13 protein-coding genes are annotated in these 13,758 nt (G+C 60.3%); 3 read left to right on the top strand and 10 right to left on the bottom strand.

Annotation, left to right across the window (positions count from 1 at the left end):
- Positions 1–20: 20 nt before the first annotated feature.
- Together RGQ15_RS17890 and RGQ15_RS17885 are read right to left on the bottom strand one after the other, a co-directional pair.
- Positions 21–1,286, bottom strand: coding sequence for an ABC transporter substrate-binding protein (locus RGQ15_RS17890; RefSeq protein ID WP_311162066.1), 1,266 nt, complete (start codon positions 1,284–1,286; stop codon positions 21–23).
- Between the two features lie 39 nt (positions 1,287–1,325).
- A complete protein-coding gene (locus RGQ15_RS17885) occupies positions 1,326–2,300 on the bottom strand; it encodes an ABC transporter ATP-binding protein (protein ID WP_311162065.1) in 975 nt (324 codons plus the stop codon).
- A gap of 231 nt (positions 2,301–2,531) precedes the next feature.
- Between RGQ15_RS17885 and RGQ15_RS17880 the strand changes: the two genes are divergently transcribed.
- From RGQ15_RS17880 to RGQ15_RS17870, 3 genes are all read left to right on the top strand, one after another.
- Entirely contained in the window at positions 2,532–3,215 is a 684-nt protein-coding gene (locus RGQ15_RS17880) for a GntR family transcriptional regulator (protein WP_311162064.1), read from the top strand.
- Positions 3,212–4,045: a GNAT family N-acetyltransferase gene (locus RGQ15_RS17875; RefSeq protein ID WP_311162063.1), complete on the top strand. Its 834-nt coding sequence runs from the start codon at positions 3,212–3,214 to the stop codon at positions 4,043–4,045. The genes RGQ15_RS17880 and RGQ15_RS17875 overlap by 4 nt, the downstream gene beginning before the upstream one ends.
- A gap of 97 nt (positions 4,046–4,142) precedes the next feature.
- The gene (locus RGQ15_RS17870) at positions 4,143–4,610 is read left to right on the top strand and encodes a GFA family protein (protein ID WP_311162062.1); all 468 of its coding nucleotides are present in this window, start codon (positions 4,143–4,145) and stop codon (positions 4,608–4,610) included.
- A gap of 674 nt (positions 4,611–5,284) precedes the next feature.
- On the opposite strand, the gene RGQ15_RS17865 is transcribed toward RGQ15_RS17870, so the two are convergent.
- The 8 genes from RGQ15_RS17865 to RGQ15_RS17830 all read right to left on the bottom strand — a co-directional run bounded on the left by RGQ15_RS17865 (position 5,285) and on the right by RGQ15_RS17830 (position 13,737).
- The gene (locus RGQ15_RS17865; protein WP_311162061.1) at positions 5,285–6,577 is read right to left on the bottom strand and encodes an amidohydrolase family protein; all 1,293 of its coding nucleotides are present in this window, start codon (positions 6,575–6,577) and stop codon (positions 5,285–5,287) included.
- 11 nt (positions 6,578–6,588) lie between these two features.
- Complete coding sequence (locus tag RGQ15_RS17860) at positions 6,589–7,536, bottom strand: ABC transporter permease (RefSeq protein WP_311162059.1); 948 nt, start codon at positions 7,534–7,536, stop codon at positions 6,589–6,591.
- Positions 7,533–8,582 (bottom strand): ABC transporter permease, encoded by a 1,050-nt coding sequence (locus tag RGQ15_RS17855; protein WP_311162057.1) that lies wholly within the window; start codon positions 8,580–8,582, stop codon positions 7,533–7,535. Before RGQ15_RS17855 ends, RGQ15_RS17860 begins: the two co-directional genes overlap by 4 nt.
- Entirely contained in the window at positions 8,572–10,107 is a 1,536-nt protein-coding gene (locus tag RGQ15_RS17850; RefSeq protein ID WP_311162056.1) for an ABC transporter ATP-binding protein, read from the bottom strand. Before RGQ15_RS17850 ends, RGQ15_RS17855 begins: the two co-directional genes overlap by 11 nt.
- A gap of 7 nt (positions 10,108–10,114) precedes the next feature.
- Entirely contained in the window at positions 10,115–11,128 is a 1,014-nt protein-coding gene (locus tag RGQ15_RS17845; protein WP_311162055.1) for a BMP family protein, read from the bottom strand.
- Between the two features lie 268 nt (positions 11,129–11,396).
- A complete protein-coding gene (locus tag RGQ15_RS17840) occupies positions 11,397–11,771 on the bottom strand; it encodes a response regulator transcription factor (protein ID WP_311162052.1) in 375 nt (124 codons plus the stop codon).
- 216 nt (positions 11,772–11,987) lie between these two features.
- A complete protein-coding gene (locus tag RGQ15_RS17835; RefSeq protein ID WP_311162051.1) occupies positions 11,988–12,827 on the bottom strand; it encodes an alpha/beta hydrolase in 840 nt (279 codons plus the stop codon).
- A gap of 31 nt (positions 12,828–12,858) precedes the next feature.
- Entirely contained in the window at positions 12,859–13,737 is an 879-nt protein-coding gene (locus RGQ15_RS17830; protein ID WP_311162050.1) for an alpha/beta fold hydrolase, read from the bottom strand.
- Positions 13,738–13,758: the final 21 nt, after the last annotated feature.

Below are 13,758 nucleotides of genomic sequence, written 5' to 3'. Positions count from 1 at the left end.
CTGCCTTCGTGCTGGGAATATCATGAGGCGATGAATTCGTTCCATTTGCGGACCATGTACTGGTTCTCGTCCATGACCGAGTTCCAGCAGGCGACCGCTCCCATGCGCTCGTAGAACGAGCCTCCGTCGCGGACCTCGCCGGCCTTTGCCATGACATCGCCGAAGGGGTTGGAGATATCCTCGGCGGCAGCCTTGCCCTCGAACCAGTAGCCCCATTCGTTGGGAGTCATGTGCTCTTTCGAGGTTTCAGGCACGGCAGAATAATAGCCCTGGCGCATCAGGAAGCCGCCGACCCAGCCCGAGAGATACCAGTTGATATATTCATAGGCCGCGTCCAGCGCGATGCCGTTGAGCGATTTCGACAGGCCAATTCCGCCGCCCCAGCTGCGATAGCCTTCCTTCAGCGGCTGGTAGACGCAGGGAATGCCGCGTGTCTTGACGGCGGTGATGGCGGGCGACCACATCGACTGGATGACGACCTCGCCCGAGGCCATCAGGTTCACGCTTTCATCAAAAGACTTCCAGAAGGCACGGAACTGGCCAGCTTTTTTGGCCTCGGTGAAGATCGCGATCGTCTTGTCGATCTCCTCCTTGGTCATGTTGCCCTTGTCGCCGTATTTGATCTCGCCCATGGATTCGCAGACCATGGCCATGTCCATGATGCCAATGGACGAGATGTCGAGGATCGAGGCCTTGCCCTTGAATTCCGGGTTCAGAAGCTCGGCCCAGGTCTCGATCGGACGGCCGATGAGGTCGGGACGAATACCCAGCGTGTCTGCATTGTAGATCGTGGGGATAAGGGTCATCCACTGGGTCTGTTCTGTCGCAAATGCCTTGCTGTCGGGCCCTTCGACAAAGCCGACCGTGTGCGGCGCGGTGCCCTGCGCAATGACGCTTTCCGGCGTCAGCTTGCCATCCTTGAAGATCCCGACGATCTTGTCGTAGTTCTTGATCTTCGACGTATCCATCGCCTGCAGGTTGCCGGTCGGCCAGACCTTCTTGCAGATCCAGTATTCGATATCGGCGATGTCGAAACTGTCGGGCTGGGTCGCGGCGCGCTGGGTGACGCTGTCGCTATCGAGCGCAGTCATCTCAAGCGTGAACCCCAGGTCTTCCTTGACCTTCTGGGCGACCTCATTGAGGTTCGACACACCCGTGCCGAACTGGCGCAAGGTGACATCCTTGATCTCCTGCGCCCAGATCATCGGCGCGGGAAAGGCCGAAGCGGCGACGGCGGCACCACCGGTCTTGAGAAGCGAACGGCGGGAAAATCTCATTCTGGACATGGCATCTCCTCTCTGTCTGATTTTTCTTTTGTGGTTGGTTCAGGCTTCCAGCGGGTGCTGCCAACGAGCATCCCAGCCGAGATTGACGGCATCACCGGGATTGATCGGCTGACCGAAGAAGTGTTCTTCCGGAAGCAATGCGACGATTTCCTCCTCTGCTTCCGTGCGCGTGGTGATCGCGACGCGATCCCCCTGATATTCGACGCCCGTGGCTGTTGCAGGCAGGCCCTCGTTCCCGATCCGGATGACGTCCGATCGGATGGCGTAACGCTCGCCGTTCACTGTGATCACATTGTGTCCGCCCATGAACCGCGCCACGAACTCAGTGCGCGGGCGGCTCCAGACTTGGCGGGGCGAGCCAGCCTGTTCGATCGCCGCATTGTTCATGACGACAACCTCATCCGCCAAGGCCAGGGCTTCGTCCTGACCATGGGTGACATGGATGAAGGTGATCTCAAGCTCGCGTTGCAACCGCTTCAACTCGGCCCGCATCCGGATGCGCAGAAACGGGTCCAAGGCGGACAGGGGCTCGTCCAGCAGCAGCACGCGCGGCTCGGTGATCAGCGCGCGCGCCAAGGCTACGCGCTGCTGCTGACCCCCGGAAAGCTGGGCCGGCATCCGCTTTGACAGGTGGTCCATCGCGACGAGTTCCAAGAGCTTGTGCGCCTTGGCCATTCTTGTCGCCTTGTCGACCCCCTTCATCTTCAGGCTGAAGGCGACGTTGTCTTCGACCGAAAGATGCGGAAACAGGGCATAGCTTTGAAACATCATCGCCGTGCCGCGCTGCGCCGGCGCCAGGTGCGAGATTTCCTTCCCTTCCAGCACGATATTGCCGTCCGACACGCTTTCGTGCCCCGCGATCATCCGCAGGGTCGTCGATTTGCCGCAGCCCGAAGGGCCAAGCAGGCAGACATAGCTGGCAGGTGCGAAAATATGGCTGATGCCGTTCACGGCCACCGTATCGCCATACCGCTTGCTGAGATTGGCAAGCTCGAGATCGTTCGGGGTGCGCATCCGCGTTCCTTCAAGTCCGGCTGATCTTCCAAGCCTGCGATGATTCCGCGCCGCAGCAGAAAAAATCGAACGGGAGCAAGGCGCTTTTCTGACAATGCGCGGCAATTGATCTGATCGCGAAGTTGATCGCCCGCAATTTGATCCGAACATGTATACAATAGTGTGTTCAGATCTGCCGATCTTGCGGCAGGCGTTTCGGGTGGACAGTTATCTTGGGAAAGGAGGCACCCCATGGCGCAACCGGCCAGGCAGAACAGTGCAGAGGCCATCGCCGCCTCGCTTGCTCATGCGATTCACGAACATCGGCTCACGCCGGGTTCGAAACTGTCAGAAGACGAGGTCGGCGAAGTTTTCGGTGTCTCGAGAACCGTCGTTCGCGCCGCGCTTCAGCGTCTGGGTCACAGCCGCCTCGTCGAAATCAGGCGCAACCACGGCGCATTCGTGGCGCAGCCAAGCATTCGCGAAGCACAGGAGGTGTTCGAGGCACGGCTGCTGCTGGAGCCAAGAACGTCCCGCGCGGCAGCCTCCCGAATCTCGCCCTCCCAGATCGAGCATCTGCGCCAGCACATTCGTCAGGAACACGAGGCCCTTGAGGCGGGGCGGTCGGGGCAGGCGCTTCATCTTTCCGGTCAGTTTCATGTCGAGATCGCGCGGATCGCCGATCAGGACACGATCACCGAATTCATCTCGCAACTGGTGGCGAGATCTTCGCTTGTGATCGCGCTTTATTGGCAACGCCGCGCGGCACTCTGCGAATCTCATGCTCATGCGGCCCTGATCGACGCATTGGCGACGGGGAATGAGGACAAGGCGGACGAGTTGATGAAGGAGCATCTGATTTCGCTGATGACCTCGCTGGACCTTCGGAACCGCGATTCGGCCCCTGCATCGCTGCGTGAGGCGCTCAGATCATGACCATTCTCTTTCGAAACATGCGTCAGGAAGAACTTCCGGTGATCCTCGACTGGGCCGCCTCCGAAGGATGGAACCCGGGTCTGGATGATGCCAATGCCTTCTTTGAAACCGATCCCACGGGCTTCTTTGTCGCTGATCTGGACGGCAATCCCGTAGCAGCGATTTCGGTCGTCAATCACGACAAGCACTTTTCGTTCCTGGGCCTCTATATCTGCCTTCGGGCCTATCGGGGCAGGGGTATCGGCTTCGCCCTGTGGAAGCAGGCGATCGCCCATGCCGAAAGGAGGACGATCGGGCTTGACGGCGTGGCAGCGCAGCAGGCGAACTATGCCAAGTCGGGTTTCGTGCTTGCAGGGGCAACGACACGATACACCGGACGGATGAGCGGCGCTCCCGTGCCCGGGATTCGTCCCTTTGCTCGGGACGACCTCGCAGCCTGCATGAAGCTCGACCGGGCCGCGACCGGGGTTGACAGGTCAGGCTTCCTGCAAGGATGGCTTTCGCCTTCGCCCTGCAGGTTGACTGTCATCGCCGACGGATCAGCGAGTGCCGAAGGCTTTGCGACGATCCGGCTTTGCCGCGATGGGGCAAAGATCGGCCCGATCGTCGCACCCGGTCATGAGAGAGCGCTTGATCTTGCCCGGGCCGCGCTTGCCACGTTGCCCGCACCGCAGGTTTCGATCGATCTTCCGGCGTCATCCAGAAGGCTCGCCGACCGGCTTGTGCGACTCGGCTTCGATCCGGGATTTTCGACCGCAAGAATGTATCGGGGCCCTGCGCCTGTGGGTGACTTGTCGCTTCAGGCGGTGGCGTCCATGGAACTCGGCTGACCATCGCAATCCAGCGTCGAAACTGCAGACGAGTGACGCAACCTGTGATACCCAACGAGCTGCGCATCTCATGCTGCCGCAGGTGAGGCAACCGACCATGCAGGGACATTGCCCTTGTGGAACCGTCCGCTACGAACTGGCGGCGGAACCGCTGATCGTCCATTGTTGCCATTGCACCTGGTGCCAGCGCGAAACGGGCAGCGCCTTCGTGTTGAATGCACTTATCGAGACGCGCCATGTCGTTCTTGAATGCGGATCTGTCGAATATGACATCCTCCCTTCGGAAAGTGGCCAGGGTCAGAAGGTTGCCCGATGCGTGACATGCCACGGCATACTCTGGTCTCATTATGCCGATTCCGGGCCACGCTTGGCGTTTGTCCGTGTTGGCACGCTCGAATCCGCCCGGCTGGTCAAGCCCGACGTCCATATCTTCGCGCTCAGCGCTCATCCTTGGGTGTTGCTTTCGTCTGAAGTCCCCGTATTCCGGGAATTTTATGATCGGGCCGCGATCTGGACGCCCGAGGCACTTGCGCGCCGCGAATCTGAACTCAGGCGGCGTGACTGACTGACCGGCATTTGGATGCTTCGGACCTCCCCATCCTCTCGCGAACAAGCAACCCGGTTATCGTGCAAATTTGCGATGCTCGACGCGCCCGCCCGGATGCGAGCTGGGTTGCGATGCGTGCCCGGCGCGGCGATGTCCGCCGCCGAGGATATGGGCCTGGGACAGTACGGCGGGCATGCGGAGGCCAAGGAATTTGGCTGGAGACACTCGAAGCCGCGATCAAAGCGGACCGAGCGGCAGGCGTGCCCGGGCAGGGGCATCAGCACCCGGGCGATCCGGGCCGTGATCGATTTCCTACGCTTTTCATTGTCTGCGGCACGACGAGAAACCGGCTGGTCCGCCCGATCATCGTGGTGACCAAGCCGCATGCTTTCCGCGATCTGCTCGGGCGACCAACCGGACTTGAGTGCGTATTCGACCGCAGCCTTCAATTCAGGATGGATGACGAGCTTTCGGTGCCGCGCGCGACGCCGTGCGTACATGTTCTGCGCATTCACGGCAAAGTCGCCGCTATTCTGCGGAAGTTCGCTATCCAGGAACATATTTCGCTTCAGTTCCCGGGAGGTCGTCGATGGCGCTCGCGCCAGTCGCTAAATGCGGATAACGAAGATTATGTTATAATATATGCGCCCATGCAGCGAGATGGGACTGAAATTGGCCCAGCATCCGCAATCTTATGTCGTGCAAGTGATCGCGCGTCTTCGGACCAACTCGGGACGACCAGGAATGGACAGGGTGGTATCGCCTTTTGGACTGCGCGCAATGACCTTTCCCCGCGAAATGACGGTTAGCCTCGTGGGCCTTAGACGCAGCGCCTCGACGGGATCTGCGGCATCCAGAATGACCAGCGACGCCCGTTTTCCAACGCTTAGCCCGAAATCGTCCAGTCCGATGATTCCTGCATTGGTTTCGGTAACCATCCGAAAGCAACTCGCCATATCCTCGGGCGATGACATCTGGGCAACATGCAGTCCCATGAAGGCCACATCAAGCATGTCTGCCGTTCCGAGCGAGTACCATGGATCAAGGACGCAATCCTGGCCCCAGCCAACACGGATACCGGCAGCCCTCATTTCCTTTACCCGCGTCAGCCCCCTCCGCTTCGGATAGCTGTCGTGCCGACCCTGCAACATGATATTGATGAGCGGGTTCGGTATCGCCGAAACGCCTGCCTCTGCAATCAGTGGCAGGAGCTTCGAGACATAGTAATTGTCCATCGAGTGCATCGACGTCAGGTGGCTGCCGGTGACCCGCCCCTGAAGACCGAGACGCCGCGTCTCATAGGCCAGGGTTTCGATATGGCGCGACATGGGATCGTCGGTCTCGTCGCAATGGATGTCGACCATCAGCCCGCGTTCAGCCGCGATTTGACACAGTTCCCTGAGCGAAGCAGCACCATCGGACATGGTTCGCTCGAAATGCGGGATACCTCCCACGACCTCGACCCCCATATCCAGCGCCCGGATCGTGTTTTCCCGCGCGGTGGGATCGCGATAGTAGCCATCCTGGGGGAAGGCCACAAGTTGCAGGTCTATGTAATCCCTTACCTTTTCGCGAAGTTCTAGCATTGCCTGCACGCCCAGCAACCGATCGTCGCAGGTGTCCACATGGCTGCGTATTGCAAGCAAGCCCATGGATGCGGCCCAGTCGCAATAGGTCAGGCCGCGCTGCACCATGTCTTCAATCGTGACGATTTCCTTGAGTTCGCCCCAAAGGGCAATCCCTTCGAGCAATGTTCCCGAGGCGTTGATGCGTGGAAGACCATAGCTCAACGTCGCATCCATGTGGAAATGCGGATCAACGAAGGGAGGGCTGACAAGATCGCCACTCGCGTCGATGATTTCACCGGCCTCGACGGTGTCCGGCAGAACTCCGACGGCCGAGATCCGGTCGCCGTTAATGCCGATATCGGCTCGGGTCCCATCGGGCAGGACACCCCCGGTCACGATCAGATCGAACTGGCTCATCTGGGACCTTTCTATCTTTCGCCCTTGCGAAAGGGCTGCATCAATGCGGCGGGAACGGATGCGCGTCGCGACGAAACGATCAACGCCAGGATCGACAGAAGATATGGCAGCATGAGGAATACCTGATAAGGCATATGCGCCCCGAGTGGTGTCTGCTGGAGCCGGATCTGCATGGCGTCGAAGGCTGAAAAGAGAAAGGCGCCCGCAACGGCCTTTCCCGGCTTCCATGCCCCGAAAACGACCAGGGCGATGCAGATCCAGCCGCGCCCGTTGACCATTTCGAAGAAGAAGGAGTTGAAGGATGAAAGCGTCAGAAACGATCCGCCAATTCCCATCAGCCCCGACCCTGCAATGACCGCGCCCGCGCGCAATGCTGCAACGGAGAGCCCCTGTGCCTCGACGGCCGATGGGTTTTCCCCCACGGCTCGGATCGCCAGACCAAGCGGCGTGTGGGATAGCAGCAGCATCAGAGCGAGCGTCAGGACAAAGGCCAGATAGGTCAGGGGCGTCTGGTTGAAGAAGACCGGGCCGAGAACCGGAATCCCCGACAGCATTGGGATAGCCCAATTCTGGAATGCATCGATCTTCGGTGGCGAGGTGACCTCGGGCAACGCAATTCTGTAGGCGTAATAGCTCGACGATGTGGCTAGAAGGGTAATGCCGATTCCCACCACATGCTGCGAAAGCCCGAAAAGAACGGAGAGCGTCGCGTGCAATGCTCCGAAGCCCATCCCGGCAAGGCAGGCAACGAGAACTGAAGGCCAAAGGCCAAGGCCTGAATAGGCCGCAAACCAGCCCGCGAACGCACCGGCCACCATGATGCCTTCTATGCCGAGATTCAGGACGCCCGCCCGTTCGCAAAGCAATTCGCCCAGGGTCGCGAAGATCAGCGGCGATGCGATCCGCACCATGGCGACCCAAAGACTGAGCGAAACGAGGATCGACAGGATGTCCGTCATGCGCGCCGCAACCGGTAACGAGTCATGGCCAGCGCAAGAACCATCCCAAGCAGTGAAAAGGAAAGAAGCATGTCGGCTATATAGGTCGGAACGCCGACTGCCCGGCTCATGCTGTCGGCGCCGACGAAGATGGCCGCCACGAAGAGAGCCGCCAGAACCACACCGAGGGGGTTCAGTGCTGCCAGCATGGCGACAACGATGCCGGTGTAGCCATATCCGGGTGAAAGATCGAGCGTGAGGTTTCCTTTCAGCCCTGCCACCTCGGAGAAGCCGGCAAGGGCCGCCAGACCACCCGAAATCGCGGCGGTACGGATAACGACACGCGGAACCTTGATCCCCGCGAAGCGCGCGGCGGCCTCCCCTGCGCCGACCGCCCGCATTTCGAACCCGGCCACCGTGCGGCGATCGAGGATCCATATGGCGCATGCCGCGATGAGAGCCAGCCCGAAGCCCCAGTGCAGGCGAAGCCCGGGAATGATACGCGGAAGGCGTGCTTCCTTCAGCAAGGCCGGGGATTTGGGCCAGCCCATGCCCATCGGATCTTTCAGCGGCCCTTCAAGCAGCATCGAGACGAAAAGAAGCATGACGAAATTCAAAAGGAGTGTGGTCACGACCTCATCGACCCCGAAGCGCAATTTGAGGAGGGCCGGACCGACGAGCAGGAGCGCACCCGCAAGGATCGCTGCGAGGGCCAACACCGGGATCAGGATCGGTCCCGGCAGTGGCAAGGTTCCCGTGCCAAGCAACACGGCCATCAGCGCGCCGGCGTACAACTGAGCTTCCGCACCGATATTCCAAAGACGGGCCCGAAAGGCGACGGCAACGGCAAGGCCGGTGAAAATCAGGGGTGTGGCACGATTGAGCGTTTCCAGCAGGGCGAATTTCGAGCCGATTGCGCCCCTCACCATCAGTCCGAACACCCCGAGTGGATCAGCGCCCGCGATCAGCGCAAGCAGACCGCCCAGCCCCATTGTTGCGGCAAATGCAATGATAGGGGGTACGAGCCGGCGCATCATGCTGGGCGCGACAATCGGCTCAAGCCGCATGATCAAACCCCTGCCCCGCCATCCACATGCCCAAATCCGCCTGGTTGATTGATCCGCGGTGAAAGGCGGGTGAGAGATTTCCTTGATAAATTACATGAATAATATCCGACAAGAGCATGATTTCTTCAAGATCTTCGGAAATCAGGAGCACCGCCGCTCCGCGCGCGCGGGCCGCCAAAAGCTGTTCCTGGACAAAGGTCACGGCACCTATGTCGAGGCCACGCACGGGCTGGTTCGCCAGGATGATCGACGGAGCTTCGGCCAGAACACGGCCAAGGATCAACTTCTGCATGTTTCCACCGGACAGCAGGCGAATGCGTGTGTCGGGCCCAGGGCAGCGAATGTCGAAGTCGCGGATGAGCGATGCGGCACGAGCTCGTGCCGCAGGCCAATTGATCCATCCACGGCGCGAGAAGCGCGGGTCATGGATCTGCTCCAGCACGGAATTTTCGGTCAGGCTGAAATCGCCGATCGTTCCCGTGTGATGGCGATCTTCGGGAATTCGTCCCACACCGAGGCGGATGGCTGCTTGAGCGGACCAATCGTCCACCGGCCGCCCGGCGATTTCGATGCGGCCCGTGCGGGGCGAGGCCAAACCGGCGATCAGCGCAGCAATTGCCCCCTGCCCGTTTCCCGAGACACCGGCCAGCCCGGTTATGCGGCCCGACACGAGTTCGAGGTCGATCGATGTCAGATCCGGATGGAAACCGCGCGTCGAAACATCGTCAAGCCGCAGTGAGACCTCGCCCTCACTGACCTCACTCACGGCAGGGATCCTGACCTCGGCTCCGACCATGAGCGCGGCAAGTTGCCTAGGAGTCGTCTGGGCGACCCGCGCTTCTCCCGAGATGCGACCATGGCGCATGACGATGACGCGATCGGCGATTGCCATGACCTGATGCAGCTTGTGTGAAATGAAGATCACCGCCAACCCGCGATCGACGGCCTGCCGCAGGGTCGCGAACAGGGCATCCGCCTCTTGCGGTGTCAGGACGGCCGTCGGTTCGTCAAGGATCAGAACCCGCGCATCGCGGTAAAGGGCCTTGAGGATTTCGACCCGTTGCCGCTCTCCGACCGAGAGATCCGATACGCGGGCGTTCGGATCAACCGCAAGACCGAACTCCATGGCCAGTTTTTGAAGCCGTTCCATGGCACGGGCCTTGCCAGACCCCAGGGCCCATATCGGCCTGGTCCCCAGCATGATGTTGTCAAGGACCGTCAGGTTTTCGGCCAGGGTGAAGTGCTGGTGCACCATGCCGACGCCGCGTTCCAGCGCGGCATGTGGCTGACCGGCGGGCAGCGGTTGGCCGAAAATCTCGATATCGCCTTCGTCAGCCGTGTAATGGCCGAAAAGGATATTCATCAAAGTGGTCTTGCCCGCGCCGTTTTCACCCAAAAGGGCCAGCACCTCGCCTCTCGCCACTTCGAGCGAGATCGCGTCATTGGCGAGAACGGTTCCGAAACGCTTGGTAATGCCGGTCATGCGGAGCGCAACGGAACCGGGGGGCTGGTCCGTGAAGGTCATGAGATGCTCAGGAAGCCTTGGGCTCGCTGTCGTCGACCTCGACCTCAAGGCTTCCATCCTTGATCGCCGCACTTTTGCTGGCGATCATGTCGAGCGCCTCCTGCGGGATCTTGCCTTCGAAGGTGCCGAAGGGTGCGAGTGATGCACCGCCTTCCTTCATATAGGAATAAAGCCCGAAATTCGCAGCCTGGAATTCCCCGGCCTTCACCTTCGCGAGCGCAGCCGAAAGCGTGGGTTCGAAATGCCAAAGCGCCGAGGCCACCACGGTTTCCGGGTAGTCCGCCTGGGTATCAATGACGTTGCCGATCGCCAGCACGCCCTTTTCCTTGGCTGCGTCCGACACCCCGAAACGTTCGGCATACATCACGTCGGCCCCGCTTTCGATCATGGCCAAAGCGGTTTCCTTGGCCTTGGGCGGGTCGAACCACGAACCGATGAAGCTGATCTGGAATCTGGCATCGGGGCGCATTTCGCGGACGCCAGCCATGAAGGCATGCATCAGGCGGTTTACCTCGGGTATCGGGAAACCTCCGACCATGCCGATATTGCCGCTTTTGGTCATCGCTCCGGCAACGATGCCGGTCAAATATGAGGCATCCTGGATATAATTGTCGAACACCCCGAAATTTGCCAAGGCGTCATCGGGCATGAAGCTCGATCCCATCAGGAAGGCCGTTTCAGGATAATCCGTTGCAACCTCGCGTGCCTCCTGTTCGACACCGAAAACCTCGCCGACGATCAACTGTGCACCGCCTTCCGCATATTCGCGCATTACACGCGGATAGTCGGTGTTCGAGGTGTTTTCCGAAAAGGTGTATTCGATCTCGCCCCGTTGCTGCGCGGCCTGAGCGGCCTTGTGGATACGGCTGACCCATTGCTGTTCGACTGGTACGGTGTAGATCCCCGCAACCTTGACCGGGGCGCTCTGCGCGCGGGCAGGTTTCGGTACGAGGCCGAGCCCTGCCACCGCCACCCCCGACACCAGCAGATGGCGCCTGTTCAATGAAAATCCGTTCGTCATGGTTCCCCCGTGAAATCTCTCGGCCGTCGTTCATTGAAAGGTGGCTAAGCGATTGGCGATTCGGTAAGAAAAATTTGCGGATCATCTGAAATCGACGGAATTTGCTCAAAGTTTGCGCAAATTCTTCGGGGCCCAGACCATGTTTCACGACGACACAGCGATCGTGCAGATCCACGGCCGCACGCTCACTCGCGCGTGGGGCGCTCTGCGCTGATCACGGCGGAAGCGTCCGAAAAACGTACCAGCACATCTGGCCATTGTCCGTTCGTCATCTGGGCCGTCCGAGCAAGCTGCGCAGACAATCCAGCAATTCGCCATCGGAAAACGGCTTGCTGAGAAATCGGATGGCGCCCGTGGCAAGGGCCATCTGGCGGGCGTTCTCGGAGGGAAAGGCGGTCATCACCATCACCGGAAGCTCGGGATGATCGACGCGCATTCGAAACTGCAGGTCGAGGCCACTCAGCCCGGGCAATTGTATATCCGTAAGCAGGCATTGTGGCATCGCCTGCGCAAGACTGCCGAGAAACGCTTCGGCGCAGTCAAATAGCCCTACCCGATAGTTCTCTGATCTGAGCAGGCTCGAGAGGCCAACGCGGATTGCCTCGTCATCGTCGACGACGGCTATCTCCGGACAGTCGTCCATCGCGAAACTGATACCCCCCTTGGTCCGAAGTCCCTGTCCCGAAGACGATACCAGCGCGAAATTGCGCAATTCCGCAAACGAGGCTTTGTCCGCCGGGGTCGTTTTCGCAACCCCGAGAATCTTGGCGTTTTTCCACGCTGTCAATTATACTTAGGTTCAGCCCCGCCCCTTGGCGAAGGGGCGGTTGCGAGACCGGCATTAGGTCTTCGGGGTTGTTCAGACTGCGGCTCTGACCGCGTTGCGTCTGGTCACGGAATGCGTCGCGTCGGTTCGGCCGCTCTGCGGGCGGGCATTGGCCACGGCCCAGTCCAAAGCGGCATCTGCAACCTTCTCCCAACCGGTGTCGAGACAGGTCCAATGCGACCGCCCGGCGAAAATCTTCAGATCCGTTCTTGAAGGCGCTCGTTCCTGTTTGCGAAAGATCGCGGCAGTCATCTCGCTATCCGCGATCAGGTCAAGCTCGCCTCCGATCAGGAAAAGCGGTGCACGCTGGGGATTGTCCCAACGGATCTTGATCGGGTTGACCAGACCGTTCCAGTAGACCCGCCCGGGCGTCGGCACGATATAGCGATCATAAAGCGCATCGACCTGATCGCGGGGTGCGGTTTGCGCGAAGCGGTTCCCAAAGAAAGCGCGAGACATGACCTTGGCCTTTTGCCAACTGAACGGGTCGCCAAATACCGGCAGCGCCGATCGGATGGCATGTGGATAAAGCCGAACACCCGGCGTGGGCGCAGGGTCGATGGCGACGCCCGCAACCCCAAGGCCCTGATCGAGCAGGTGCTGGACGAATACGCCCCCCAGGGAATGACCGATTAGAATGGGCTCTTCCGGCAGGTGCGAGATGAGCGCGGCATAATGTGCGATGATCTTGCGTTGCGACAGGCTTGCCAATTCCGGATGAGGCGAGGCGCGAAGCTCGCCAGGCGAGCGGTCGTCATGGGGCCAGTCGGGCGCAAGCACGGTGAATCCCGCACCTTCATAGCGGGATTTGAAGTTCTCCCAGCACAGCGAATTGAGCCAAGCTCCGTGGATCAGCACGATGGTGTTCGACATTCCCGCCGTCCTCACTTCTGCGGCCGCTTGATCAGGCCGGTTGGGATTTGCTGCGATGGCGAACAAAGCTCGCGATGAATTCGGCGGCCATCTCGGGCACCTCGTGCTGGGGACCATGCCCCATCTGCGGCAACACAAGCAGATGCAGGCTTTTCCAGACCCTGTTCAGCGCGAACCAGTTCGGCGCAGGAAAGACGATCTCATGATCTCCCGTGATCACGAGAATTGGGATCCCCGCATTCGCAAGGAATTCGGCGTAACCATCAATATCCGGGAAGGCATCTTCTGCGGCGCGGTCCTGAAGCAACTTCAGATAGATTTCCGGCGCGACGGCAGGACTGCGATCTGCGCTGCGCTCTTCGATCCGCTTTCGGGATGCCGCCGCCGCCGCACGGCTTTCGGGCGATGCGGGTTCGAAAAACAGGATTGTTTCATCCTCAAGGTCATTGATCGGCTTCAGGGCTCGCTCAAGGAAGATCGGCTCAGACGGGTTTTCGACCTTACCGGGTGGAGCCGCGCCGATAAGGACCGCATGGGTAATGCGATCGGGGATGAGACAGGCAACAACCTGTGCAGCCAAGCCACCCAGCGACCATCCCGCGATCGCGAACTTCTCGATGCCTAGCGCATCGGCGAGATCGATGGCATCGCGGGCCAGCGCTTCCGAGCGGTAACTTGGCTCGCCCGTCGACTGGCCCAGTCCGGAATAGTCGAAGGTGATGACGCGGAAGGACTTGGCGAGGCTGTCGAGGAATGCCGGGTCCCAACTGTCGAGAACCCCACGAAATCTGAGGCACAAGATCAGCGGTTCGCCCGAGCCGAGTTCGCGATATGCAATCCTTCGATCGCGGCAATCCGCGAACCTGGTTGCGACGCTGCGGGCGCTCTCGACGGCCATTGGGGCATTCATCGGATATCTCCTCCGGGTTCA

The organism is Paracoccus sp. MBLB3053, from assembly GCF_031822435.1.
GTDB lineage: Bacteria > Pseudomonadota > Alphaproteobacteria > Rhodobacterales > Rhodobacteraceae > Paracoccus > Paracoccus aurantius.
Note: the sequence above shows the minus strand (reverse complement) of the source record. Positions and strands in the feature narration are given on the sequence as shown.